Consider the following 24,562-nt stretch of genomic DNA (forward strand, 5'->3'; position numbering starts at 1 on the left):
TCCTCAGTGATCTGCTCTAGTTGTTCCTGTCGGAATGTTTCCTCTAGTTTAAGTAGTGCTTCCCATTAAGTTGGCAGATGGTCCGAAGTTGTGGATTCAAGTGGGGCTTTGCCTCCAGAACTTCCACATGTGAGTTTAAATCGCAGAGTTGGTAAGGAGTGAGAGTCAATGACGGTAGGTGTGTTCATTGATCGTCTCGAAGAATTTCGACAGGGAGTTCTCCGGTATAGGGCAATGTCCTGGGAGCATCAAGGGCTATCCCACAACGGCTCAGATGGGATGGACTCATCACAGTCAAATGCCTTACGGGATGTCCTATGTCAGCAGTTTGCTTTCATCGATGAGTCTGTGGGGGCTTTTAGCAGAGGTCGCTACCGCATTCATTTAGATTCCAGGAGCCGAGAGGATATTTATGCTCATGGGTTGTCTGGTGAATGTCAGGCAGAGGATCTTGACCTTATCCTGAGTGATCTTGAGCACATGCTGGCTGAGTTACACAAACGGCCTCGTCATTACCTTCTGGCATCACAGCAAGAATGGCCGGACAGTTCGAGCACCGATTCTGAGCCTTCCTTCGGCTCGTTAGGGCACCTCGGTTCTTCTCCATCTCCTGCATCATCTGAAACGCTGCACGCTGCGTTAAATACGGTGGCATACGTCATTCATCGGCAAATTGATCGACTCGAAGACCGGGAGGAGCTTTTGGCGCATGTGCAAGCCATTCGCGATCATCCTAAAATCACTCACCTCCTGTCCTTCTCCCCTTCCCATCAACTCTAACCGTTGGTTTTTTTGAATCCTGGGGACTTCACCTCCCAATCATTGCAACCTCTGCGGTTCCTCTCCATTTTAAGTCCCATTTCCTTAGGTGCGAAATCTGAAGTCCCTAAGGAACGCATTCGTCCTAATGTACCCATCCATGCCCCTCAGTTATAGTGTCCAATACGAATCTCAATGGCGGAATTTTTAAAACATTTTCTTCATCGGTTCATTAGCCGGGTGGTACCGGTTGAACGCGAGGAACTCCCTGCGCTCATCTGGTCCTTTGTCTATTTTTTTTGTGTGTTGGCGGCTTACTACATCCTGCGGCCGGTTCGCGATGAAATGGGAGTGCTCTCCGGAGCCCATAATTTGCCGTGGTTGTTTTCAGTTGTGTTTGTCACGATGTTAGCCGTGATTCCCGTATTTGGGTGGGTCGCGGGACATTTCACCATTCGTCGTTTATTGCCCACGGTGTATGCCTTTTTTATCCTCAATCTTTTGATATTTTTTGTGGCTTTGCAGAGTGGAATCGGGTTGCAATCCTTTGGGCCGATTTTTTTTGTGTGGTTGAGTGTGTTTAATTTATTCGTTGTGTCGGTGTTTTGGAGTTTTATGGCCGATGTGTTTCCCACTGGCGCCGCCCGTCGCCTCTTTGGCTGTATTTCCGCAGGAGGTAGCCTTGGTGCCATGACGGGCCCGTTTATCACGGCAATGGCGGTAAAAGGAGTTGGAGTTTCGGGATTATTATTGGTGTCAGCGGTGTTTTTATTGATTGCGGTAGGATGCATGTTGGCATTGCTGAAATGGTATCACTCTCATCATGGAGTTGATCTGGGCAACCGACATCTTTCTTCGATCAAGAACCCTGAGGCCATTTCGCCCGGTTTGTGGATAGGGGTCTTGCGCATTGTTCGCTCGCCCTATTTAAAGGGCATTGCCCTCTATCTCATGTGCTATTCCATTCTATCGACATTTTTGTATTCGCAGCAAACCATATTAATTCCTCAAGTCATGCCAAGTTCCGAAGATCGTATGCAATTGTTCGCATCCGTCGATCTAGGGATTAATGTCCTAGCGTTCACCCTCCAGTTTTTCGCAACGGGATGGTTGTTGACACGGTTTGGTGTCGTGATCATGTTGGCCGTAATGCCCATGGTATCATTCGTTGGATTTGGGGTGTTTGGGTTGGTCACAGTCCTGCCGGTCTTGATTGGGTTTGGTGTCCTGCGGCGGGCAGGGGAATTTTCCATCACCAAGCCGACACGAGAAACTCTTTTTACTGTCGTTCCCAGAGAGGAAAAATACCAGGCGAAAAACGTGATTGATACGGTCGTCCATCGCGGAGCCGATATGACCGGGACAGGGATTGTCTCAATTTTCCATGGCTGGGGGATGAGCTTGTCGGCCATGGCATTTGCCGCACTGCCCATCGCGGGCCTTTGGGTCGCCATTGGTATATGGCTTGGACGACGACACGAAGCGATTCGTCGACAATGAGGATTGTCATTGAGTTTGATGTTTCCCTGCGAGAAAGACCACCTCTTTTTACGATCGGCCATCAGAGATAAACTCATTGGAGTCATGCGATGAGTGATGCCTTGTTTACCTATGGGACGTTACAATTTCCTGAGGTGATGGAAGCGGTGACCGGCCTGGCGTTGCCTTGGGCGAAGGCGGAAGCGCGGGGGTTTGCGCAGTTTCGTTTTACGGACCGTATTTATCCGGGATTGGTTGCCCGGGAAGGGGCGCTGACTCAGGGTCGTGTCTATACCAATCTAAGTCACCAAACCTGGGAGCACTTGGATCGATTTGAAGACCCGATCTATCGGAGGGAATTAGTTGAGGTCTATCGGTCAGATGGCCATACAATACGGGCTTATGCCTATGTCTTACCCGTCGCCCAGCAACATCTGCTTTCTTCAGAACAGTGGCAAATGGATTGGTTCAGCAGTGTCCACTTGGATGGATATGTGAGTCGTTGTCGCCTGTTTTATGAAGCGATGACATCCGAGGGCCTACAGGAAAATCGCAAGCAAACATTATGGAAACTAACAGACCCTCCGCAGAACTCTCAAGCATGCTGAAGCCTTCCAAGAGCCCGGTCTTACTGGTGATGCTTGTCACGTTGATCATTTTTGGTGGGGCCCTGGTCTATTTCACGATGGAGTATCTCTCCCAGGTGACTAAGCCGGAACTCTCATCCATCGATGCGGCGGGGCATCAAATTGGGATGTGGCTTCTGGTTGGGACCATGCTGGCGGGCATGCCGGCGGTGGGAATGGGGGCGTATGTTATGTACATCGGATCAAGAATTCATGTGACGCAGCAGTGGCCTCCAGCAGGGATGGGATTCCTGGCCAAACGGCCGATCATGTTAGGGGAGCGGGCCATGCTTGTCGGATGGAGTGTGCTGGGGCTTGGGTTTGTTCTCGTGGTGTGTGGATTAATGTTGCCGGTGGTGGGCTGGAAATTCGGGAACCTTGTTCAATAGCCCGAATTCCTCATTCTTGATAGAACCCTCTCTCAGGATGAGCCGAAAATTATGACTGGATGGGATTGGGCAATTCTTGCAGGTTTTATTCTCTATGCCCTGCAAGCGGGGTTTCGAGAACGGGCGGTTGCATCCCAAAATCTAGAAGAATACTTTCTTGCGGGGCGCAGTCTTTCCGGTTGGAAAGCGGGCTTAAGTATGGCGGCTACGCAATTTGCCGCCGACACGCCATTGCTCGTCACCGGGTTGGTGGCTACGGCCGGTATTTTCGCGCTGTGGCGTTTGTGGATTTTTGCCTTGGCCTTTCTCCTGATGGGGTTTCTCTTGGCTCCCAGTTGGCGTCGGGTCGGGGTGCTCACCGATGCCGAGCTGACGGAAGTGCGGTATGGACATGGGGCGGCATCCGCGCTTCGGGGTATCAAAGCCATTTATTTCGGCACCATCGTCAATTGTACGGTGTTGGCCATGGTGCTGTTGGCGGCCACTCGCCTCGCGGAACCCTTCCTTCTCTGGGACCAGTGGCTTCCCTCCGGTCTGTTTGACGTGTTGGTTTCCATTGTGAAATGGGGGGGTGTTCCCTTTACCGTAGGCGGGTTGGAGGCGGACAATGTGTGGGTGCGTTCCGCCAATAACCTTTTATCGATCGGGGCTATTGTATCTGTGACGGTGTTGTATTCCACCACCGGTGGTCTACGGAGTGTGGTTGCCACCGATATAGTGCAATTGGGAATCGGGATCGTTGCCAGCGGTGTATTTGCCTGGGTGGTGGTGGAACACGTGGGTGGCTTGGCGTCCTTAACTCAACACATTCAAAATCAATTTTCGTCTGGGTATCCCCTGAGCGGGAATGAAATTCTGGCTTTTACCCCCTTCGGTGCCAGGGATGCGACCATGCTGGTGTTGTTGGTCTATGGATTTCAATGGCTCTTGCAAATGAACGCAGATGGGACAGGGTATTTGGCTCAACGATCCATGGCTTGCCGCAGCGATCACGATGCGCGGGTCGCTGCCGTGGTGTTTACCGTGGCTCAAGTACTTCTTCGGAGTTTGATCTGGTTGCCTTTGGCTTTGGGATTGCTTGTGGTGTTTCCGCCATCTCTGGAAATCATCGGCCCCCAATTCATTGCGGATCGTGAATTTACCTTCGTGCAAGGCATTCATGAATTGTTACCACCCGGAATTAAAGGGTTGATGGTCGTCGGGATGTTGGCGGCCTTGGCCTCTACGGTCGATACGCATTTGAATTGGGGAGCGTCCTTTTGGACTAATGATATTTATCGTCGGTTTATTTGTGAGGGTTGGCTCAAGCGCGCACCTTCGCAACGTGCATTGGTCTGGGTCGCACGTGGGAGTAATCTGCTGATTCTCTTGATTGCGCTTTGCATTCTTCCGTGGCTGTCATCTATTCAAACTGCCTGGCAAATCAGTTTGTTGCTTGGGGCGGGAATGGGCGTGGTGTTGGTGCTTCGGTGGATCTGGTGGCGTATCACGGCCTGGGGTGAATTAGCCTGTATTGCCGCCTCTGTTCTTATCGCGCCCCTGTTATTGTGGGCTCTTCCTGGCCAGCAAGAGGAAATGCGGTTGTTGATTATGGGTATAGGAGCGGGTGTGATTGGGGTAACCGTGTCCTGGTTGACTGGGCCGGAAGATTTCGATCGCCTGGAGAACTTTTATCGACGCGCGCATCCTCCAGGATTTTGGGGGCCAATCGAACGTCGGGTTCAGTTTGAGCAGCAAGATGGGGTCCGGCGATTTTGGCGAGCCATACTGGCGATGGGGCTCACAGCTTTGTCCATTTTTTGTTTGCTCACCGGTATCGGGACATGGCTGGTTGGAAGTCCTGCCCCTGAATGGATGCCCTGGCGAGAAGCCTGGATTGCCGGACTTTTGGTGGTCGGGACCCTCTTAGTTCCCATTTGGATTATCGTTGGATTTCGTCACCCTGAACCTGCGACGTCTGCGAAATAGAAATCGATGAATGACGACTCCACAGGTCTGGCTTCGAAAGACATGAATTAAGGATCTAGTTGTCCTTGCGAAATTCAATTCAAGGTCAACAGCGTTTTCGAATGTTCAGCGATGTCGGGTGAGGTGGTTGGACGGCTTGACTGTTCCGGGGGAAATAGGAGGAAGGCCTCAGGCTGAACCAAGCGTAGAAGGATTACAGAGAATCGTCAAAGAGGGTTTGAGCATCGGCCCACACCATCCCTTCCGGAAGGCCCTTTAACCAATCGCCGGTTTCATTAGCCGGCCGGTAGGAATACTCTCGGCCGGATTTTTTGAGAATGACTTCTTCCCCATTTACCCACGTTTGAATAGTATCCATTTCATCTATCCACATGACCACCTCCCGGATTATTGTTTGTGATCTGCCAGATTAAGCGGGCGAAGAGGGGTGTTCCATTCCTCAAAAGGCGTATCAAAAGTTTCTACATGGTTCCTGTGTTTGCAGGTGAATAACGACACCCATCTGGACGGGATCTCCAGCTATGGCGAATGATTTCATGCAACTGACAGCCCGAAGGAAGAAATGTTGTGGTTGGGGTGAAGGTAAAAATTTTACCCTTTTACCATGGGAACTTCTTAAGTCCTTGTGAAAAAGGATTCCGGACGTCTTTTTAATTATTGGACATTTGAAGGTTGGGAGGGAGTCTGGGTTTTCGGGTCTGAGGGATTGGAAGACATGGGGGGCTCAATAATGGTCCCTCTAAGCAGGTCTGGAGGATTGGTTTTCTGTCGTTGTTCAATGGTTTGGGTCACACAGAACTGTAATTGCGTGAGTTCCATTTCGTTGAGGGAGTTTGGATCTTCTGAAAATTCATGCGCTAATTTCTGACACTTCGGTCCCATGTTTTCATCACCCTGGGCAAGTGCTAATCCGGAGAAAAGAATCAACCAGAAGACTGTTAAAAGGATTCCCGCTTTCATGCTGTTCCTCCTGTGTGAATGCTTTTCTTCTACTATTCCCATGCTACTGAGTTTTCAAGTACAAGGTAGCGTGATGATGAAAAATTATGTGTAAAAGGCTTGGATAAAATGAAAAATTAAGAAAGATGGTGCCGAAGGCGGGATTTGAACCCGCACACCCCGGAGGGCGCTAGACCCTGAATCTAGTGCGTCTGCCAGTTCCGCCACTTCGGCACGTGAGTGCGATTATCATCTTTTAGAGAAATGCGGTCAAGTTATCGTTGTTCTGTTGTTGCAGTTTTTTTGTAACCATCCTACCGGAGCCATTCTTCCAGCATGACATATTAGCTTTACAGACATGAGGGAATTTTCCGTGAAGTTACCCCACGGTGGTGGGTTGAGGCGAAGGGCCCAAAAGGGTTTCCAAAAAGGCTTGTGGCCAGCGGTAAGGAGCAGATGGCGTTCCAGGTTCTCCTGGTAACAGGTCAGAGGTGTCGCCACTGAGAATGATTCGCTCACGAATGGTCCCGGTGGCAGCAAGTAAGAGAGGCGCGGGGATGCGTGGGGCATCATCGATGATCAATAAGTCATAGGGAACTTTTCGAAAGAGTGGGTCGATGAGGATTCGGCCCGGAGTGCAGGTTAAGATACGTTTGTTTTGTGCGAAGGCTTGTCGGTTCGTCCCTTCTCCAGCGGACAACATTTCCCGAATTTTTTTGGTGCCGCCCAATCGTTTGATTTCTTCCTTTAATTCATCGTATTCCGGTCGCAGGTCTTTGGGAACGGTGGCTTCGGGAATCAATTCTTTTATTCGTCTTTGAGCTACTTCGACTTCTTTCATGAGGTCAAGAATTTTGCCTCGGTAAATCACCCGGTATTCGGCCAACGTGTCGATGTTCTTACCCGCCACCTGCATACCCATCCGTTTCCAAATGGGAAGCGCCTCATAGTCGCCCAGAATCTTGTCGATATTTTTGACTTTCCCTTGCCAGTCACTGAGTTGTGTGAGTAATCGCCATTCCAGTAATTTTACTTCGTTCAGATCTTTTTGCTTGTCGCGTTTGTAAGCCAGAATTGGAGTCAGTTCTCTGAACCGGTCATATTTTTTTCGTAACGAGATTTTTTTAGCGTTGGCCTTGGAAAAAAAATAGGACATCTGTGCTTCAAAGCCAAATTCCTGAAGAAGCATTCCTGCCGCATCTTTCATCAGGGGTAATTCATAGCGGCAGAGCAAACTTCGGTAAGGCAGTGCCGCCATTTTTAAAGCGTGGGCTACTGCACCTGTTAATTCATCGACTGTGTGATGATCCGGAGCGACCAAGAGGATCCGCTTGTTTTTGCGGATTTGGTCAACGATTAATGTCGTCAGCTTTATCCATCGTGTTTGTCGCGTCTCTCCCCAGATAGTTGTCAGCACGGTGGTTGGGATGCTGTCTCTTGCTGCCGTTTGATTGGAGAGGGGGGCAGGGTCCAGCCAGGGTACTAACCGTTCGGCAGGTCCGAGTGTAAAGGAGTCAGGCTTGCTGGCCATGTCGGATAAGCGTGCGGCCCCGGTTTCGAGAAATCCCGAAGTGTCGGGAATCAGGGTGCAATGGTGGAGGGTTTGGCCAACGTAATCGAAGGTCTGGAGTAGAAGTGAACCATTTTGCCATCCCAGGAGATAGCCTTCAGTGGGTTCCATGTCATTGCCGGGTAACAATGTCACTGGGATGTCTGGCAAGAATCTGGGCTTGGGGAGAACATCACAGCTATAGAGGTGAAGAGATCCCACGGTGCGAAGATGTCGGGCTTCGGAAATTGCCAGAGGCGAGTCTAACCCCAGGCTCATGGCGACTTCCCGTTCGTGGTTAAGTTGGGATGTGGATAGAGTGAGAAGATCGTAGAGTTTCATGAGAATTAATGATTGAGTGCGGCAAGTTCCAAAAGATCCTTGATACAGAGGGCGAGACAACCTAATCCTCCGGTGAGAGGTGTTCGATCACCCTCGCAGTCCCGATTATGTGCACATTCAAACAGGGCGGGCAGCTTCGGATCAAGAGGGAGGTTTTCAAGTAAATAGAGTATGAGTGCTCCGGAGTTATCGGTCGAGAGGACGGCGACGCGTTGCCGTTGATCATCTTCAAAAATCACCGCTTGGGGGTTCGGAGCGACAAAGGGTCTTGCGACAGAGAGTCCGGTAAGTGGAATGGTTTGGATAATGAGTGAGTCAGGCGGGGTAAGCGGACGATTGGAAAAGCGAAGATTGAGGTCCGAGAATGGTTGGAGTGCCGGTCCTTCTCCTTCCTTGAGCCCTTCCTTGGCAATGGTTAACCCAGGATGGGCTATAAGGCTTATGACCAATAGGGCGAAAGAAAGGAGATGGAAAAAACTGTTGATGTTTAACCGACGTGGGTTAAAGCAATTCATAATCTTACGTTTTCCGAGGCACGGAACACGGCAGATTGAAGGAGAATCTGATCGTTAACCATAGTCATATGGAGTCCATGGATTCTAGGTCTAAATCTATTTTATTGAATTAAAGCTTAAGTGTTAACATGTAATAAGTCTCCGCGAGCATAGCATATTTTCAACTGAGAAGTTCCAACATATCCATGGAAATGTCCGGGCACCATGAACAAGGGTGGATGCGAGCCATCAATATGAAGAAGAAGCTCAGTCTAATGATTTATTCAGCAATTACATTGACTTTTTCTGCCCCCAGTCTTAAGATGCTCCCCTTATTCGCTAGGCTAAGGAGACGTGTGTTATGAAGGTTATTTTGCAAGAAAATGTTGAAGGATTGGGGTATTTGGGAGACGTGTTGACGGTAGCAAAAGGGTATGCACGAAATTATTTACTCCCGAGGAAAAAAGCTGTCGTGGCTGAAGAGCGACAGGTTAAACTGTTGCAGCACGTCAAACGGCAGATCGACCAAAAGGCCAAAAAAGAACTGGAGTCTTTAGGCGAGTCAGGGAAGAATTTGTCAAAAATATCCCTGACGTTTGAAGTGCAAACAGGAAAAGACGACAAGCTGTTCGGATCTGTGACATCTAAGGATGTGGCCGAACGATTGGCTGCTCAGGGTGTGGAAGTGGACAGAAGGAAAATTCACTTGCCACAGCCTTTAAAGGAGTTGGGGACCTTTTCGGTTGCCATCAAGCTTCATAGGGATGTGGTACCGAAAATTAATGTGACGCTTGTGAAAAAAGATGCAGAAGAAACTGTTCCTGAAGGAGAGACAGCCCAAGATCCCGCCGATGAAGCGGGCACTGAGTAAGCGATGAGACATTCTGTCGGCACACTTAAAGCGATCCGTGACACCGATTATGAGGTGTATGCGGCTATCCGGGCTGAAGAAAAAAGACAGCGTGAAAACCTGGTTCTTATCGCTTCAGAAAATTATGCGAGTCCGGCGGTCTTGGGTGCCCAGGGTTGTCTGATGACCAATAAGTACGCGGAGGGTTATTCCGGCAGGCGATATTACGGCGGATGCCAACATGTGGACACGGTCGAGGATTTGGCCATTGCGAGAGCCAAGGAAATTTTTGGATGTGAGCATGTGAATGTTCAGCCCCATTCCGGGTCCCAAGCCAATATGGCTGCTTATCTTTCAGTCTTAAAACCAGGAGACACGATTCTGGGAATGGATCTGGCCCATGGGGGACATCTCACTCATGGGAGCCGTGTGAGTTTTTCAGGAAAGCTGTTTCAGGCGTTTTCTTATGGCGTAGATCGGGAAACTGAGGAAATTAATTATGATGTAGTCGAGCAGCAGGCTCAGGAAGTCCGCCCACGTATGATTGTGGTGGGCGCCAGTGCGTATTCAAAAATTATAGACTTCCCTCGCTTTCAGGCGATAGCGAAATCAATTGGAGCCTATCTCCTTGTTGATATTGCCCATATTGCGGGTTTGATTGCGGTCGGATTGCATCCTAGTCCGGTACCCTATGCCGACTTTGTCACCACGACGACCCATAAAACATTGCGTGGTCCACGTTCCGGCATGATTATGTGCAAGGAAGAACATGGCAAAGCCGTCGATAAAATGGTGTTCCCCGGTACGCAGGGTGGCCCCCTCATGCATGTCATTGCAGCCAAAGCGGTCGCTTTTAAAGAAGCCCTTTCTCCTGGGTTTAAAACTTATCAGCAACAAGTGCTGGCGAATGCCAGGGAACTGGCTGAGGGTTTTTTGAAGCGGGGATATCGGGTCGTATCTGGTGGGACGGAAAATCATTTGTTTCTCTTGAATCTGACTCCCAAAGGCGTGACAGGGAAAGAGGCGGAAGCCGCATTAAATGCCTCTGGAATTGTCGTCAATAAAAATGCTGTACCGTTTGATGAAAAACCACCGGCTGTGGCAAGTGGCATTCGAATTGGCACTCCGACGGTTTCGACTCGTGGCATGCAGAAACCCGAGATGGAGCAGATTCTCTCCTTGATGGATGAGGTCATCCAGCATTCCCAAGAAGCGTCCGTTCATAAACGGATTCTGCGTGATGTCAAGGACCTGTGCTCAAGATTTCCGATTTTTCATCCATACTAACCTTCCTCCACTGCCTTCCATCCTTAAGGTAAGGGCTGCTCATTCGTGAAATGTCCTTTTTGCGATCAATTAGAAGATAAGGTCATTGATTCGCGCACCGCACGTGAAGGAGAAGTGATCAGGCGCCGTCGCGAATGTCTGGGTTGTAAGCGGCGATTCACCACCTACGAACGAATCGAAGAAAACCTTCCCATGGTGGTCAAAAAAGACAATCGGCGAGAGCCGTTTGACCGGGCGAAAATTTTAGCAGGCCTAAAAAAGGCCTGCGAAAAACGGCCGGTCAGTATTGGAGCGTTGGGTGCGGCTGTTGATCGGATTGAAAAACGCATTCAGGACCTTGGAGAAACGGAAGTCCCAAGCCGAACCGTTGGAGAGGAAGTGATGCGGGCCTTAAAAGAATTGGATCCTGTTGCGTATGTTCGGTTTGCCTCAGTGTACCGTGAATTTAAAGACATTGATCAATTTATGGATACCATTAGGGCTCTAACACAAGACACCAGGTTATCTTGAGGCGTTTTCATTGTCTGTGGCCGATTGTGAGTCCCCCCGTTTCGTCCGAGTCATAACGCGACAAGGGTAGGAATCTTCTCTTAAGAATGATCTTCAACCTGTTCCCGATCATGAAAGTGAGTACCTATGCCATCCCCCAAATCCTCTCCTCGTTCCGCACGTATCACCAAAAGTAGCCCAGGGCGATCAAAGTCAAAAGTGACATCCAGCCGGGTGGCGATTATTGGTGGGGGGCATGGTGGGACTGCGCTTATGGAAATTTTTGCGGAAGATCCTTTGGTCACGGTGGTAGGGTTGAGTGAAATTCGTCCACACACCATGGGTGTCCGTCTCGCCAAAAAAATCGGAATACCTGTCCTTCGCCGCTATCAAGACTTGCTCAAGATCAAAGATGTGGATCTGGTGATTGACGTGACGGGCGATCCCGATGTGGAGAAGACCTTGCTCGAGTCACATGCCCCTCACCTAGCAATGGTGGGTGGTGCAAGTGCCAAGTTCATGTGGCAATTGATTGAAGCGCGCATCCGGGCTTCTGCCGAAATTGAAAATACCCTCACCCGGTATCAATCCCTTTTTCGTTTGTATGTCAAGGAGGAAGCGGAAGGGGCTGTGGATGAGGAGCGCACCCGGATTGCCTGTGAGATTCATGACGGACTGGTGCAAACTCTAGTGGGAGTAAGCCTGAAGATGGAGCGTGTCCGTGAACTGGTGGCGGAGGATCCTCCCAAGTGTTTGACAATGCTCAATCAGACCACCGTGCAATTGAAGCATGCCATTCAGGAAGCCAGGGAGGTGGTCTATAATCTTCGGCCGGGGCAGTATGATCATTTGGCCTTTATTCCCGCATTGTCAAATTATCTGAAGGCCTATGAAAGGGAGCATCGGATACGGACGGAGTTTGAAGGGAGTGGGAATGAATCCCAACTTGATCCGAAAGCAAAAGTCTTTGTCTTTCGCATGGTCCAGGAAGCCTTAAGCAATGTGGCCAAGCATGCCGGAGCCACGAAGGTGATTGTGAAAGTAGAGCTCAAGAAAGATGTCTTGAAAGCGCTCGTCTCCGATAATGGGCAGGGCTTTGACGTCAAGGCGGAAGGACAGAATCCTGAAAAGTGGGATCATTTCGGAGTGAGAAGTATGATGGAGCGTGCACGAATGTTAGGCGGAAACGTGCAGTGGGTGTCGAAACCCGGCGCCGGCACGAAGGTGGAAATTTTCATTCCTCTGGTATTAAAGGAAAAGGTGCCTTATGCCAAAAACAACTAAAGTCCTCATCGTTGATGATCATCGTGTGGTGCGTGAAGGGTTATGTGCGATTCTGGAAACTAAGGACGACATTCAGGTTGTGGGTGAAGCGAAAGATGGCGGAGAGGCCGTCGAACAAACCAGACTGCTCATGCCGGATGTGATTCTCATGGATGTCAGTATGCCCGGGATGACCGGGGTGGAAGCCACGCGTATTATTAAACGGGAATTTCCTCACATCGGGGTGGTAGCCCTCACGATGTACGAAGAACAGCAATATATTTTTGATCTCGTGCGAGCCGGGGCCACAGGGTATTTACTCAAAGATAGCGATTCGGCGCAAATCGTGGCGGCCATTCGGACCATTGCGCGTGGAGAGTCTCTCATTCATCCCTCGGTCGCCAGTAAGATTCTTGTCGAGTTTTCTTTGCTGTCAGAAGGCAAGGGGAAGAAGCGTGGAATTCTTGAGCATGATCTCACGGATCGTGAGATTACCGTGTTGCAATTAGTGGCGGATGGTAAAACGAATAAGGAAATTGCCAACGTCCTGGATCTTAGTGAAAAAACGGTAAAAAATCATGTTCGCAATATCTTCCATAAACTCCATGTGTTTGATCGAACCCAAGCAGCCATCCTGGCCATTCGCAAAGGGATCATCGAACTCGAGCCTCGGAAAATATAAGTATCTTGAGCATGGGTGCATGTCTGTCGCGCCTTCCCATAGCGAGTGGATTGCGGTTTCTGGTTATTACCTTGCCCGCCTATTTTCGTCAGTGCTAACATGACGCTAGTAGTGAGTTTATTAAGGAGGAGTGAACACAATGGCGAATGTGACCTTGTTGGTGTCCAAGTCCTGCGCAGCCTGTCCCAGCGCGAAGTCGCTCTGGAAAGGTATGAAGGTCAAATATAGCTTTAGTTACCGGGAAATTGAAATTTCATCGGAAGCCGGCCTGGAACTGGCGGAACGACATTCCATTCGTGCGACGCCCGCGACGCTGATTAATGGCAGATTGATTTTTATCGGTGTTCCGCCGCGGGAGAGTGCTGAAAAAGCATTGCAGGCGAAGGCCAAACCAAAGCCTAAAAAGGATGAGGCGGATGATTAACCTTATGGCTTCATTCTCACGATAGGTTCCCCTGCCCGATACGTATGGGGAATAAGGGAGGTATCTCATGCACGATCAAGATGAAGATGAACCAGAATTAGATATTGAATTGCCAGTTTTTCCTGTGGTTTCTTCCGGTCCTCCTCCGGAATGTTCTTTCTGTGGTGATCCCATGTCCCTGATTGACGGGGATTGGAGTTGCCCTGATTGTAATGGCGAACTGATAGGACCGGAAACCGGCTAATAAGCTGCAGGATCGGTCTCATAGCTTTCCATCCGATCGAACATAGTAGTCCGGATGTTTACCCTCGTCAGTGGCCCATTCTCTCCTCACCTCGAATCAGCTCTTGTCGAAACGGTCCAGCAGATCAAGTCTGCCGATTCCCGTGCGCCGATAGCCATTCTTGTGCCTTCTGAATCAATACGAAGCAGGCTCAAGTGGCTATTATGCGCGGAGCATTCTTGTGCGCTTTTTGATCTGCATATTCTGACATTCCATCAGTTCGCCCTCCACCTTCACGCGGAGCGAGCGGCATTGAGTTCGCCGGAGGCAGGGGGTTCCTCGTTTGAACTCGTCGGCGATTTTTTCTATGAATATCTTCTAGCGGAGCTTTTGGGAAAGGGTGGGCACACTGTCGGACCCTTTGCGGATCTCGCAGCCTCTTCGGGACTCAGGCAGGCCGTATGGCGAAGCCTGCGGGATTTACTGGAAGCGCAAGTGGAACCGAGTGTGGCCCTTCGTGCCGTGGAGGAAGGACTGTTCGATGAGGTCGCGGTCAATCGCTTACGGGGATTATTGGGATTTCAGGAGGCTCTCGGACTTTTGAGCCGGCAGTTAGGGGTGGGATTGCCTGAAGATCTGGCTAATTCAGTGATCCCCTGGGTGGCAAACTCACCGTTTCTCGCCAGACTTTCGACGGTCATCTACTACGGTTTTTACGACATCACCCAAGTGCAACTTTCGTTCTTAGAAGAAGTGGCTCGTACCACCGGTTCCGTAAAGGTATTCTTTCCCCTGACTGATCATCCTGCCTATCAGTTTGCTCAACGATTCGTCGATCGACATCTGCTAAAAGCTGGAGTGGTGCACTATCCTCTTCAGGTGAGCCACGAACCATTCGGTTCCGTGAATCAGGCCGTATCTTCTCCGTCAATCGAGGTGGTGAATGTGATTGGGGGACAAGGGGAACTGGTTTTTACCTGCAAAGCCATTCTGCATGCGGTTGAAACGACAGGGCATACGTTTCGTGAGATTGGGGTGGTGGCCAGAACTCTCGATCCGTATGGGCCGTTTCTGCATCGAGTGTTTGAGGAGCATCGAATCCCATTTTGCACCACAGCGACCCTACCCCTGTTGGAAGAACCGGTTGCCAAGGTGTGGTGGCAGCTTGCCGGCCTGAGGGAGGAACAGTATCCGTGGCAGGCACTGCTGGATGTCGTGGCATCTCCATATTATCGCCGACTGTCGGTCAACGGCAGTTTTCCTCATGAACAAAAACAAATCTGGAGCCAGGCTATTCGTCATTGGCGTCTTGTGCGAGGCCTGGAAGATTGGGAACGTCTTGCCGTCGTCGTGAACGATCCGGAGGCGATTGGGGATTGGCAGCGTAAGATTGGAGTTCCGCTGGAGGAGGCAGTTGCCGCATTACAAGAGTGCGCTGACGTCGTGGGCCGCCTCATAGCCGATTGCCAGGCTCTTCCGGAATCCGGCTCCATTGGCGAATTGACTCTTGCATTTGAATCACTCGTGAACACGCATCTTTCCTTGCTTCAAGAAGAGATCTCTTTCCAATTGGAAGAGCGAGATCAGGCTCATCTGACAAGTCTTGCACAAGGATTTGATCAGGTCATGGTGCAGTTAAAACAACTGGATCGGGTCGGCACACAAGTCACGTGGGGGGCATGGGTGGAAGTGTTTCGAGGAGCCCTGGAGGAGACGAGAAGGCTTCTACCTGGACAAAGCCCTCTCGGGGTACAGGTGTTCGATGCCATGGCGGCGCGAGGGCATGCCTTTAGAACCGTGTTTATTCTCGGAATGAATGATCAGGTTTTTCCCCGTGTGGTTCGGGAGGATGCATTTTTACGTGACCGTGATCGAAGAGTGTTGGCGGAAAGTCTAGGCTATAAAATTGATGAAAAAATGCATGGGTTTGATGAAGAGGCTTTGTTGTTTGCCTTGCTTCGACATTCTGCTCGTGACCGGGTGTATCTCGTCTATCAACGTGCTGACCACAAAGGGCGTCCCCTGTTGCCGTCTTCTCTCCTAGCAGAATTGATGAGAGATGGACCGGGCTGTTCTGAGTCGGAGATCAGCGTGCCGTTGCGTGTGGCCGAGCGCGGGAGGATTCCCTACTTTTCTCCCGGTGAAGAGACCGGACAGGAAGCCCGCCTGCGACATCTGCTTCAGGGCCGCGCGATTCAAACCGATTCCTTGGAACCATCGTTCTGGTGGAAGGTGCTTCGCCAAGGACTCAAGGCCGTGTCTGCTCTTGAAAGGACTTCCTCGGGTGGAGGCTCATTTGATGGGATCCTGTCTGTCGAGGGGGATCATTGGCAGGATCTTTTGTCTCGGGGATTATCACCGACAGCCTTGGAACGGTACGCCCAATGTCCCGGCCGGTATTGGATGGAGCATGTTCTGCGCACCAGGAATGTTCGAGAGCCGCTTTCGCGGGACATCCCAGGTCGGGTTTGGGGGGAGTTGGGGCATGCCATACTCCGCCATGTTTACCAATATCTCATCGATCATGGGTGGCCGGGCTCTCCCATAGAGCCTGTCGATCTTTCTTCGTTGATTGCCTCGACCATTGAACAGGTATCCGATGAGTATGCGAAGCACTATGGAAAAGGGTATATGGTCCTGTGGGAGAGAATGAAAACGCTATTAGGTCCAGTGGTGTTCACGATGATCGAACATGATCAACAGGAGTATGCCGATCAGGCGATGGCTCCAGTGGATTTTGAAGTAGGCGCCGAGGGGGAAATTTCAAGCGAGATGCCGGAAAGCTCGTCCTTGCTGAAGATTCATGGACGAGTGGATCGCGTGGACCAGCAGGCAGATGGCTTCAGGACTCGTATTGTGGATTATAAGTTTTCGGGTGGCTTGACAACACGGACTGACAACCCCGATCTTGTTGCCGAGGCTCTGCAGGGTCGACGGCTACAACCTCCTTTATATTCGTTGATGTCTTCCTTGAGCTTAACTGGCCATTCTGGAGTGAATGCGAAAGACACCGTGTTGCCGCATTCCGCAGTTCATTCTGTCGAATTCCGGTTTATCCGTCCATTACATTCTGAATCTCTGACCTTCTCCTCGTTTCCCGGTTCAATCTGGGATACGCCGATTGGTGACCAATTGTTGGGGACCATTCGTCGTTGGATCCAGAGCATACGCGCCGGACAGTTCTTTATTTTACCTGGTTCCTACTGTCGTGACTGTTCATGGTCTGTGGCCTGTCGGTTCCAGCATCATCCTTCGTGGGTGAGGGCTTACGGTATTCCACTGGCGAAAGAATTTCGAAAGGGACGAAAGCAACGCGTCACCCATGGATAAACTCGAACTTCTTTCCGATGCCACTGCGCAAGTCACCTCGGCTCCGGTAATGCCAGGATTTGGTGGAGGCGCAATTTCCGGCGGCGGGGGTGGTGGATTTTAACCTGGTTATTGAGGTGTTCTCGTAATCTGAAAAGAGAGCCTGAAAGGGGAGCGGATATGGGAAGGAGGGGGTGCCCGTTTATAGCCCCGGATAATCATGAACAAGCCGACTGCAAACATCGGGACACAGAGTAACTGCCCCATGGTGATCCACTGGAAGATAAGCCTTAAATGACTATCCGGTTCACAGAAAAACTCGACAAAAAAACGAGAGCCGTGACAGGCTCATATTCGTCCTGTCCTTCAGCCAAAGAATCCAAAACCATCGGGCGAGTAGGAATAGGAATGTTAAAAGGCATTTTTCACTGGACCGGAAAGTAGCCAAGACTTGGTTGGGAATCCATCCCCCCGGACTGTGCGGGCTGAAAGCCGTGAGTTGCCCCTTCGGCAGACGCCGAAGGGGCCAATTTTTCATGAATCAGCCTTCCCATTATTTCCACTCCAACCAGGCAATCCCGTTCTGTTTGCTTACCGAGATTTGGTGGATGCGGAATGGGGTCGATGTGAACCGCGTCCGCCAATTGAATCGGTTTCTCACCAGAGCCCTATGGCCCGGCGGTGTACGTCAAAGGACACGAAATATTGCAACCTCCTATCCCCGTGTAAATCCCCCCAAATTGGCCGATTATTGGTCCGCCTTGGCTACTATACAGGGCCAAACTGACTCCGCCCGCGCCGAACCCTCCGCATTTTAAATTGGCCCATACTTGCTTCCCGAAATAATTACTGGGATCTTCATAGAACTGCCCCGCGCCCGCCCATGTCCCTGTCGTCCATGCGGTCCAGTCCCCGCCTGTAAGATGGGCTCCTGCCGTCCACCAAGGATGTGGGGCACCTCCAGTCCAGTCAGTGGTAAAGGCATACTTCCCGAACCCCGATGAAATCGCTCCTGCCCAAACACTAGGCCATTGTGACGGATCATTGAGCGAGCCGTCATTTTTTTGGGCTTCTAACAATTCGGCGTGAGTCTTCGTAACCTTTGCTAATCTTGCGGCGGTGTCCCGTGCCTCTTCGGCTTTCATTGTGAGCAGATTCTGTTCGCTTTCGCTCTTTGACATAACATGGCCTCCATGCCTGATAAGTGGATAGGGAAACTAAATTCCCTTTTTTGCTAGAGTGATCGGAATTACGATAAACCGCGAATAATGTCAAGGACAGAAAAAATGTGCCAAAGAGAGCGCCAATAATGTACCAGTTAAGTTAATAAAAAAAGGGATTGAGGCTCAGGTTTTGCGCACCTAGTTTTTTATTTCTTGGGGTTAATTAACCGTTGAGGCCTGGCAATGCTGCAAAGACATAGCGGGTGTGAATCTCGTCCAGGTAATCGCTAGCCACGAGCCTGGTATCGAGCCTTGCAGGCATATGGGTAACGAGGTGCTTGATGTGTAGGCACGAAAGGAAGCTAGGCGCAAAGGTAACAGGTGAAGCTGACGCTGAATGATAAAGTCCCGAAATAACCGCATTGGATAGGGCCGAGGAATAGGAACTTTGAAAGGTCTTTTTGACTGAACCGGAATGTACCAAAAACCTCGTTGAGGAATCGATCCGCGAGGCTGTGCTGTCTGAAAGCCGTGAGGTGACCATTCGAGAGAACCGGAGGGCCCATTTTTTATGAATCAGGACTGGTCTGTTGCGCACTTGGGACGTGAGGGCTGGGGAACTGGACCAAGGCAGAACGTCGGCTTCGGCGTTGAACCGGAATCCAGGATGGGATGAGGCTGTCAGGAAGAATTCGTCAAGACCGGCTGATGCCGTAGGCGCACGCGTGGGCAAACCGAGGTGCCGAAAATGTTGACGATCATGGCGGGTCGTCAATGGCCGCGAGGATGGTCAAGGGGCTGCCGCAATGCGGACAGGTGGTGCGGTCGATCGCGAAGACACCGTCACCTCAGGGCACTGGGTGTTTCGTGCCAATCCCTTTATTGCGAGAGGGTATCCTGCATGGTACGATCCCCCCTCCACCCAGTGATGAATCATTCTCGTGTTCGTCTCGTCGATTATAAAGTTTCAATGCGTCGGTCTTTTCGAGCAGATGAATGGGATTTGGTAACCAACACGCTCCAAGGTCGCCAGTTGCAGCCTCCCTTATATTCGTTCTTGACCTCACTGAATCTTGAGCGTGGCACTGCGGATGTGGGGTAATCACCTCTGTTATCCGGTCGTCGGACTTCTGTTATCTGCCCCCCATGCAAGAGGCGTCTGCCTCATTCCCAGGAGCCAATTGGGAAACCGCGACTGGTGAACAATTGAGGCGCACCCTTCAGGGTGGGGTGCAAAGGATTCGTGCCGGGAATTTTTCTTCTTACCTGGTACCTATTGTCGCAGCTGTCAAGATTCCATGGCCTGTCGTTCCCAGCCTCATCCGTCTTGGTCACGCGCCTCTGGGCTTCCGCTAGCAAGATCCTTTCGACGGATCCGCAAATAGAAGGCCTCCAATGACTAATCCCTCTCCCTTATTTGATGCCGATGCGCGCCTCACGGCGGAAACGACGTTTGATCGCAATGTGGTCGTGCTGGCCGGAGCCGGGACAGGTAAAACAACATTGTTGGTCAATCGCCTGATTCATGCGCTTCTGAGGGAGCCCCACCCATTACGCTTGACCGACATGTTGGCTCTGACCTTTACGAATAAAGCCGCCAATGAAATGAAAGCGCGGCTCCGCGATCGGTTGCATGGGTTGCTGGCTGATTGTGAGGCGGAAGCCGGAAGTGCGGAGTTAGGTGGTACAGGCCTGGAGGAATTCAAACAACGCTATCATGTCTCCACGGCACATGTGAGGGGAAAAATTCAAGTCGCCTTGAGTGATTTGGAAAAATCTCAAATCGCCACACTTCATAGTTTTGCCGCTCATATCCTTCGCCTGTATCCCTTAGAGGCCCGGGTCGATCCTCATTTCCAAGAGGATGACGGGACTCAATTTCTTCAGATATTTCAAGATGTGTGGGATGCCTGGTTGGAACAGGAATTAGGTGCCAAAGGTTCCGCGCACGCCCAGTGGCGGGACTTGCTCAATCACATGGGGCTTAAGGAGATTCGATCCTTTGCCTTTTCGCTCTGTCAGGATCAGATCTCTATTCCTGAGTTGGAACGGCAAATGGATGCTGAAGGATCCCCTGCGGCCTTTCGGATGTGGCTAGAGACTAAACATCATCAGGTCCGATCATTGCTCACGCAATATGATCGAGCCAAACCTCGAAAAATTGAGAAGCTCCTCTCTCTCGCTGAACGCGTGTTGGATTGGGTGGGGCAGGGGAGGTCACCAACGGACTTCCCCTTGTCTGATGCGGAGAAAGTTTTGCTTGGTTCTCCAATTGGCAAGGCACCGGGAGAGTGGAATGCGTCGGATTTTCAAGATGCCAGGCGAGCGATTCAAGGCGCGCAACAGATGCTGCAAGTCAATGAAGCCCTATTGAGTAGAGTCATTCATCTGCTTGGGCCGTTTGCGGCACGGGTCCGGCAGGGTTTTTCAGATAAGGGCTGGATTCGTTTTGATGGGCTCTTGATCCGGGTCAGGGATCTCCTGCGCGATCATCCCATGGTCCGTGAACAGTTGAAGGGAACCTATGCAGCCATTATGGTCGATGAGTTTCAGGATACTGATCCGGTTCAATATGAAATTTTGCTCTATTTAGGTGAGCGTCCCCATGCGTGTGGGCAGTTTTGGCGGGATATTCAGCTTATGCCGGGAAAGCTGTTTATTGTGGGCGATCCCAAACAATCGATCTATGCCTTTCGGCGAGCTGATATCGAGGCATTCGATCAGGTCGTGGAGAAAGTGACGGATGATGGAGGGATCGTCTGTACGCTTCTAACCAATTTTCGTAGTGATGGGTCCATTCTTGAAGCCGTCAATGCGGTGTTTGACCGGTTGTTCATTCCCCAAGCCAATGTGCAACCCCCCAATGTCCCTCTGGCGGTTGGACGGATGCGAGAGGCCGGTTCCGGCTCGACAGGAGTGGAGATCTGTGTAATGGCTAACCTTCAAGAGGAGGACGAATGGGATGCAGATCGGGCCACCAGGGTGGAAGCCGAATGGCTGGCCGGATGGATTGAAGAGCAATTGGTGCCGGGAAGACAGTGGATCATGGAAAAGGGAGTGAGAACCTCATTGCGCCCAGGGCATATCGCGGTGTTGTTAAGGAAATTTACCAATGCGCAAGTGTATCTTGAAGCGCTGCAGCGCCACAACATTCCTTGCATAACCGATGGTGAGCGGCATTTTTACAAGCGTCAGGAAGTGATTGATGTGGTGAACGTGCTTCGCGTCCTGGATGACCCCACCGATGCCCTGGCCCTTGTGGGTATCCTTCGTTCTTCGTTAGGAGGGCTGACGGATCAAGAGATTATGGATGTGATGAAACTTGGACCCTTGGATGTCCGGCAGGCTCATAAAATGAATGAATGGGCGAATTCAAAGCAGTCAGTCATTCAGGGCCTTTTCCAACGGCTGGCCTGGCTTCATATCCAGGCAAATCGACTTCCTATTCCGGAATTGCTTGATCACCTGTTTCTGCAACTCCCTCTCGTGGAATTAGCTGCGGCTTCGAGTCATGGGGAGCAGGCGGTGGTAAATGTCTGGAAACTTCGTGACCTCATGAGTGAACAGGCCGCATTACCTCAGGTATCTTTTTCTGTCTGGGTAGAACGCCTGGTTGAGGCCCTTATGACCCATCCTCCGGAACCTGAGGCCCCCTTGGCCGAAGAGACCTTAGACGCAGTACGTGTCTTAACGATTCATAAGGCCAAAGGACTCGAATTCCCTGTGGTGATATTGCCCGGATTACATCAAAGGGCGACGGGACCTGATCGTGGGGCACATATTTCATATGACTGGATTAGCGGCTTGTATGGCTGTACGTTGCCACCTGTGTGGAATAGGGGCCAGATTCCGCTGTGGGAAAAGCAACGGATTCGAGAAGCCGCTGAACAGCGGCGCGTGCTGTATGTGGGAATGACCAGAGCCCGAGAGCGATTAATCTTATCAGGTGGCATACTTGCGAAGCGGGGTGGGGAGAGCCTGTTGGGTCTTATTCAGGAGATTGCTGAAGGAGAGTTTGGCGATACAGAACTGAGGGTGGCGCGTGTGGGAGAGGTTTCCATTCCACACACCGTCGTGACACCCGCTGTATTGCAATATTTGAAGCCTTCACAGGCACATTCTGATGCTGAAAGTAGCAGTGAGGTGGTACTCTCGACAGCACAGTGGGATGCCCGTGAAATGAGGTGGCAGCAGGCCAATCATGCGGAGGCCTACGTCAATCCCTCTATGCTGCATCAGGCGAGATCTCTTCAGGACCAGGGAGAGAGAGGGGAAATTTCCCGTGGGACCAGTCAGCGTTTCGGAACGTTAATGCATCAGCTTCTTCAACGATGGGATTTTCAAATTGAGCCGGGGATGGTTCGGACTGCTCTTGTCGCTTTTGGTGAGCGGCAGCTCTCGGGCGAGCTGGGGAAAGACAAGGATGAGGTGATCAGAGAACTGGAAACGCTTTTTGATCAATTGGTCGCATCACCGGTATATTTGGAATTGCAGCAGTCGAACATCCTGGGTCGGGAGGTTCCCTTTGCGGTGCCATGGCCTGTTGGGCAACAGGAGCCTTCCCTGCCACGGACCTGCGTGATGGAGGGCGTGATGGATGTAATCTATGAAATCAATGGAGACGTGTGGGTTGGCGATTATAAAACGGATCACGTATCCTCCCGCACTGTGGCGCAGCGAGCGGAGGCCTACCGGGAACAAGCCTATGCCTATGCCCGGGCGGCAAGCCAATGCTTGGGTCCTGTGGTCAAAGGGTGTAAACTCTTTTTTATTCGTCTCGGTGAAGTGGTCACCGTAGATCTGGGAGTCGATGAAAATATGTACCAAAATAAACAACAGGTGATAAGGAGGGAGCGATGAGGAATTGGAGGATGAAGATGTACATTGGGGTCTGTTTCATCATGATGGCGGCAGGAGGGTGCGCGTCTGACAAACCAGTGCCGTTGACAGCCTTGGCCCCTCCCCCGAATGTAGATGCCCAAGTGTTGCAGTACATGACCGAAGGCAAGCGTTTTTTTGAGGAAGGCCAGTGGGAATCGGCACGACAACAATTTCGGTTGGCCGTTCAGCAACAGGCCGATCTGGCCGAAGCGCACTATAATCTAGGTTTGTCCATGGACAAAATGGGCGATCAAGCGGGAGCAAAAAAGCATTTCATTGAGGCTGCCAACCTTGCTCCCGGCAATAAGGTGATTTGGAATTCTCCGCCCCTTCGGCGGTATGGCAATGTTCCCGATGCCCCTGCGCAAGCCACCTCGGCCCCGGTGATGCCAGGGTTCGGTGGAGGTGCAAGTCCCGGAGGAGGAGGCGGTGGTGGGTTTTAACCTCCTTATGGGGGTTTTCTCGGAATCTGAAAAGAACGCGTGAAGGGAGAGAGGAAATGGGAAGGAGGGTTATGCCCGTTTGTAGCCTCGGACAATCATGAACACGCCGACCGCAACCATCGGGATACAGAGTATCTGCCCCATGGTGACCCATTGGAAAATGAATCCTAAATGACTATCTGGCTCACGGAAAAATTCCACAAAAAATCGGGCAACTCCATATCCGCAGATGAAGGTCCAAAACATGGTTCCCGGTGGGGTTGGCCAGCGATTGAGGATCGTTAATATGACAAAGAGTGTCACGCCTTCCAGGCCTGCCTCATAGAGTTGCGATGGGTGTCGGCATTCCGGGCCGCCATGGGGAAATACCATGCACCATTCGACGTCGGTCGACCGCCCGAATAATTCTCCATTGATAAAATTCCCCATCCGTCCAAACCCCAACCCGATTGGAGCCGCTCCTGCTGCCAGGTCGGCGATGGGCCAAACAGGAAACCCACGGGTTTTGCAAAAGATCCAGATAGCGATACAGGTCCCGATCAGCCCGCCATGAAATGACATTCCCCCTTCCCATACCGCAAAAATTTTGAGGGGATGGTCAAGATAAAATGGAAAGTTATAAAAGAGCACATATCCCAAGCGCCCACCGAGAAAGACACCAAAGGCGGCATAGACAATTAGGTCGGATAATTGTTGTGGTGGGAGAGAGACATTCCTTGTGGCAGCTCTGGACTTGATGAGCCAATAGGCCCCTGCCAACCCCAGGAGGTACATGAGGCCATACCATCGAAGTGCCAGGGGGCCCATTCGAAAAAAGACCGGATCAATGTCCGGGTATGGGAGTCGAGCAAGGTCAGCTAAAAGCATGACAGGGTCGAAGGCCATCATGCGTTAACATGCCTTATCTCACGACAGAGGTACCCGAAAGAAGTGAGTGCTCTAAATAAAGAAGAATCCGCAATTGGTCGCCAAATGGAAAGATGGCGTGCGGCATTCTTCACCC

22 protein-coding genes and 1 tRNA gene are annotated in these 24,562 nt (G+C 51.1%); 16 read left to right on the plus strand and 7 right to left on the minus strand.

The genetic code is table 11. From position 1 onward, the window contains the following. Positions 1-168: 168 nt before the first annotated feature. The 5 genes from PJI16_16770 to PJI16_16790 all read left to right on the plus strand — a co-directional run bounded on the left by PJI16_16770 (position 169) and on the right by PJI16_16790 (position 5,221). Complete coding sequence (locus PJI16_16770; GenBank protein MDT3779220.1) at positions 169-780, plus strand: hypothetical protein; 612 nt, start codon at positions 169-171, stop codon at positions 778-780. A 174-nt stretch (positions 781-954) separates the two neighbouring features. Further along, on the plus strand, positions 955-2,259 hold the full coding sequence (locus tag PJI16_16775; GenBank protein ID MDT3779221.1) for an Npt1/Npt2 family nucleotide transporter: 1,305 nt from the start codon (positions 955-957) through the stop codon (positions 2,257-2,259). A gap of 89 nt (positions 2,260-2,348) precedes the next feature. Then, complete coding sequence (locus PJI16_16780) at positions 2,349-2,846, plus strand: gamma-glutamylcyclotransferase (protein MDT3779222.1); 498 nt, start codon at positions 2,349-2,351, stop codon at positions 2,844-2,846. After that, the gene (locus tag PJI16_16785) at positions 2,840-3,253 is read left to right on the plus strand and encodes a hypothetical protein (protein ID MDT3779223.1); all 414 of its coding nucleotides are present in this window, start codon (positions 2,840-2,842) and stop codon (positions 3,251-3,253) included. Before PJI16_16780 ends, PJI16_16785 begins: the two co-directional genes overlap by 7 nt. Positions 3,254-3,304: 51 nt before the next feature. Further along, a complete protein-coding gene (locus PJI16_16790) occupies positions 3,305-5,221 on the plus strand; it encodes a Na+:solute symporter (GenBank protein MDT3779224.1) in 1,917 nt (638 codons plus the stop codon). Positions 5,222-5,414: 193 nt separating this feature from the next. Here the strand turns inward: PJI16_16790 and PJI16_16795 are convergent, their stop codons facing one another. From PJI16_16795 to PJI16_16815, 5 genes are all read right to left on the minus strand, one after another. Beyond that, positions 5,415-5,594: a hypothetical protein gene (locus PJI16_16795; GenBank protein MDT3779225.1), complete on the minus strand. Its 180-nt coding sequence runs from the start codon at positions 5,592-5,594 to the stop codon at positions 5,415-5,417. A gap of 281 nt (positions 5,595-5,875) precedes the next feature. Next, positions 5,876-6,181 (minus strand): hypothetical protein, encoded by a 306-nt coding sequence (locus PJI16_16800; protein MDT3779226.1) that lies wholly within the window; start codon positions 6,179-6,181, stop codon positions 5,876-5,878. Between the two features lie 126 nt (positions 6,182-6,307). After that, positions 6,308-6,394: transfer RNA gene (locus tag PJI16_16805), tRNA-Leu, on the minus strand. Between the two features lie 145 nt (positions 6,395-6,539). After that, a complete protein-coding gene (locus tag PJI16_16810; protein MDT3779227.1) occupies positions 6,540-8,051 on the minus strand; it encodes a hypothetical protein in 1,512 nt (503 codons plus the stop codon). Positions 8,052-8,056: 5 nt separating this feature from the next. Further along, a complete protein-coding gene (locus PJI16_16815) occupies positions 8,057-8,566 on the minus strand; it encodes a hypothetical protein (GenBank protein ID MDT3779228.1) in 510 nt (169 codons plus the stop codon). Positions 8,567-8,906: 340 nt separating this feature from the next. Here PJI16_16815 and rplI point away from each other — a divergent pair, with 340 nt between their 5' ends. The 8 genes from rplI to PJI16_16855 all read left to right on the plus strand — a co-directional run bounded on the left by rplI (position 8,907) and on the right by PJI16_16855 (position 17,093). Continuing rightward, positions 8,907-9,416: a 50S ribosomal protein L9 gene (rplI, locus tag PJI16_16820; protein ID MDT3779229.1), complete on the plus strand. Its 510-nt coding sequence runs from the start codon at positions 8,907-8,909 to the stop codon at positions 9,414-9,416. Between the two features lie 3 nt (positions 9,417-9,419). After that, positions 9,420-10,682: a serine hydroxymethyltransferase gene (locus tag PJI16_16825; GenBank protein MDT3779230.1), complete on the plus strand. Its 1,263-nt coding sequence runs from the start codon at positions 9,420-9,422 to the stop codon at positions 10,680-10,682. Between the two features lie 45 nt (positions 10,683-10,727). After that, positions 10,728-11,192 (plus strand): transcriptional regulator NrdR, encoded by a 465-nt coding sequence (nrdR, locus tag PJI16_16830; GenBank protein MDT3779231.1) that lies wholly within the window; start codon positions 10,728-10,730, stop codon positions 11,190-11,192. A 126-nt stretch (positions 11,193-11,318) separates the two neighbouring features. Further along, positions 11,319-12,455 carry a sensor histidine kinase gene (locus tag PJI16_16835; protein ID MDT3779232.1) on the plus strand — a complete coding sequence of 379 codons (1,137 nt, stop codon included), beginning with the start codon at positions 11,319-11,321 and terminating at the stop codon, positions 12,453-12,455. After that, a complete protein-coding gene (locus PJI16_16840; GenBank protein ID MDT3779233.1) occupies positions 12,439-13,116 on the plus strand; it encodes a response regulator transcription factor in 678 nt (225 codons plus the stop codon). The genes PJI16_16835 and PJI16_16840 overlap by 17 nt, the downstream gene beginning before the upstream one ends. Before the next feature lie 139 nt (positions 13,117-13,255). Beyond that, positions 13,256-13,540, plus strand: coding sequence for a thioredoxin family protein (locus tag PJI16_16845; GenBank protein ID MDT3779234.1), 285 nt, complete (start codon positions 13,256-13,258; stop codon positions 13,538-13,540). A gap of 67 nt (positions 13,541-13,607) precedes the next feature. Further along, positions 13,608-13,784 (plus strand): hypothetical protein, encoded by a 177-nt coding sequence (locus PJI16_16850; GenBank protein MDT3779235.1) that lies wholly within the window; start codon positions 13,608-13,610, stop codon positions 13,782-13,784. Between the two features lie 54 nt (positions 13,785-13,838). After that, the gene (locus tag PJI16_16855; protein MDT3779236.1) at positions 13,839-17,093 is read left to right on the plus strand and encodes an exodeoxyribonuclease V subunit gamma; all 3,255 of its coding nucleotides are present in this window, start codon (positions 13,839-13,841) and stop codon (positions 17,091-17,093) included. A gap of 647 nt (positions 17,094-17,740) precedes the next feature. Here PJI16_16855 and PJI16_16860 read toward each other — a convergent pair. Beyond that, entirely contained in the window at positions 17,741-18,253 is a 513-nt protein-coding gene (locus PJI16_16860) for a hypothetical protein (protein ID MDT3779237.1), read from the minus strand. A gap of 788 nt (positions 18,254-19,041) precedes the next feature. On the opposite strand from PJI16_16860, the gene PJI16_16865 reads away from it, so the two are divergent. From PJI16_16865 to PJI16_16875, 3 genes are all read left to right on the plus strand, one after another. Continuing rightward, positions 19,042-19,164 (plus strand): hypothetical protein, encoded by a 123-nt coding sequence (locus PJI16_16865; protein ID MDT3779238.1) that lies wholly within the window; start codon positions 19,042-19,044, stop codon positions 19,162-19,164. 466 nt (positions 19,165-19,630) lie between these two features. Next, positions 19,631-23,095, plus strand: coding sequence for a UvrD-helicase domain-containing protein (locus tag PJI16_16870; GenBank protein ID MDT3779239.1), 3,465 nt, complete (start codon positions 19,631-19,633; stop codon positions 23,093-23,095). 11 nt (positions 23,096-23,106) lie between these two features. After that, the gene (locus PJI16_16875; protein MDT3779240.1) at positions 23,107-23,559 is read left to right on the plus strand and encodes a tetratricopeptide repeat protein; all 453 of its coding nucleotides are present in this window, start codon (positions 23,107-23,109) and stop codon (positions 23,557-23,559) included. A gap of 69 nt (positions 23,560-23,628) precedes the next feature. Here the strand turns inward: PJI16_16875 and lgt are convergent, their stop codons facing one another. Then, positions 23,629-24,444 (minus strand): prolipoprotein diacylglyceryl transferase, encoded by an 816-nt coding sequence (gene lgt, locus PJI16_16880; protein MDT3779241.1) that lies wholly within the window; start codon positions 24,442-24,444, stop codon positions 23,629-23,631. Positions 24,445-24,562: the final 118 nt, after the last annotated feature.

The organism is Nitrospira sp. MA-1, from assembly GCA_032139905.1.
GTDB lineage: Bacteria > Nitrospirota > Nitrospiria > Nitrospirales > UBA8639 > Nitrospira_E.

Bases quoted from the DNA above. Each gene is read 5' to 3' on its own strand.
- PJI16_16770 (MDT3779220.1), top strand. From the start codon at position 169: ATGACGGTAGGTGTGTTCATTGATCGTCTCGAAGAATTTCGACAGGGA.
- PJI16_16775 (MDT3779221.1), top strand. From the start codon at position 955: ATGGCGGAATTTTTAAAACATTTTCTTCATCGGTTCATTAGCCGGGTG.
- PJI16_16780 (MDT3779222.1), top strand. From the start codon at position 2,349: ATGAGTGATGCCTTGTTTACCTATGGGACGTTACAATTTCCTGAGGTG.
- PJI16_16785 (MDT3779223.1), top strand. From the start codon at position 2,840: ATGCTGAAGCCTTCCAAGAGCCCGGTCTTACTGGTGATGCTTGTCACG.
- PJI16_16790 (MDT3779224.1), top strand. From the start codon at position 3,305: ATGACTGGATGGGATTGGGCAATTCTTGCAGGTTTTATTCTCTATGCC.
- PJI16_16795 (MDT3779225.1), bottom strand. From the start codon at position 5,594: ATGTGGATAGATGAAATGGATACTATTCAAACGTGGGTAAATGGGGAA.
- PJI16_16800 (MDT3779226.1), bottom strand. From the start codon at position 6,181: ATGAAAGCGGGAATCCTTTTAACAGTCTTCTGGTTGATTCTTTTCTCC.
- PJI16_16810 (MDT3779227.1), bottom strand. From the start codon at position 8,051: ATGAAACTCTACGATCTTCTCACTCTATCCACATCCCAACTTAACCAC.
- PJI16_16815 (MDT3779228.1), bottom strand. From the start codon at position 8,566: ATGAATTGCTTTAACCCACGTCGGTTAAACATCAACAGTTTTTTCCAT.
- rplI (MDT3779229.1), top strand. From the start codon at position 8,907: ATGAAGGTTATTTTGCAAGAAAATGTTGAAGGATTGGGGTATTTGGGA.
- PJI16_16825 (MDT3779230.1), top strand. From the start codon at position 9,420: ATGAGACATTCTGTCGGCACACTTAAAGCGATCCGTGACACCGATTAT.
- PJI16_16835 (MDT3779232.1), top strand. From the start codon at position 11,319: ATGCCATCCCCCAAATCCTCTCCTCGTTCCGCACGTATCACCAAAAGT.
- PJI16_16840 (MDT3779233.1), top strand. From the start codon at position 12,439: ATGCCAAAAACAACTAAAGTCCTCATCGTTGATGATCATCGTGTGGTG.
- PJI16_16845 (MDT3779234.1), top strand. From the start codon at position 13,256: ATGGCGAATGTGACCTTGTTGGTGTCCAAGTCCTGCGCAGCCTGTCCC.
- PJI16_16850 (MDT3779235.1), top strand. From the start codon at position 13,608: ATGCACGATCAAGATGAAGATGAACCAGAATTAGATATTGAATTGCCA.
- PJI16_16855 (MDT3779236.1), top strand. From the start codon at position 13,839: ATGTTTACCCTCGTCAGTGGCCCATTCTCTCCTCACCTCGAATCAGCT.
- PJI16_16860 (MDT3779237.1), bottom strand. From the start codon at position 18,253: ATGTCAAAGAGCGAAAGCGAACAGAATCTGCTCACAATGAAAGCCGAA.
- PJI16_16865 (MDT3779238.1), top strand. From the start codon at position 19,042: ATGCGGACAGGTGGTGCGGTCGATCGCGAAGACACCGTCACCTCAGGG.
- PJI16_16870 (MDT3779239.1), top strand. From the start codon at position 19,631: ATGACTAATCCCTCTCCCTTATTTGATGCCGATGCGCGCCTCACGGCG.
- PJI16_16875 (MDT3779240.1), top strand. From the start codon at position 23,107: ATGAAGATGTACATTGGGGTCTGTTTCATCATGATGGCGGCAGGAGGG.
- lgt (MDT3779241.1), bottom strand. From the start codon at position 24,444: ATGGCCTTCGACCCTGTCATGCTTTTAGCTGACCTTGCTCGACTCCCA.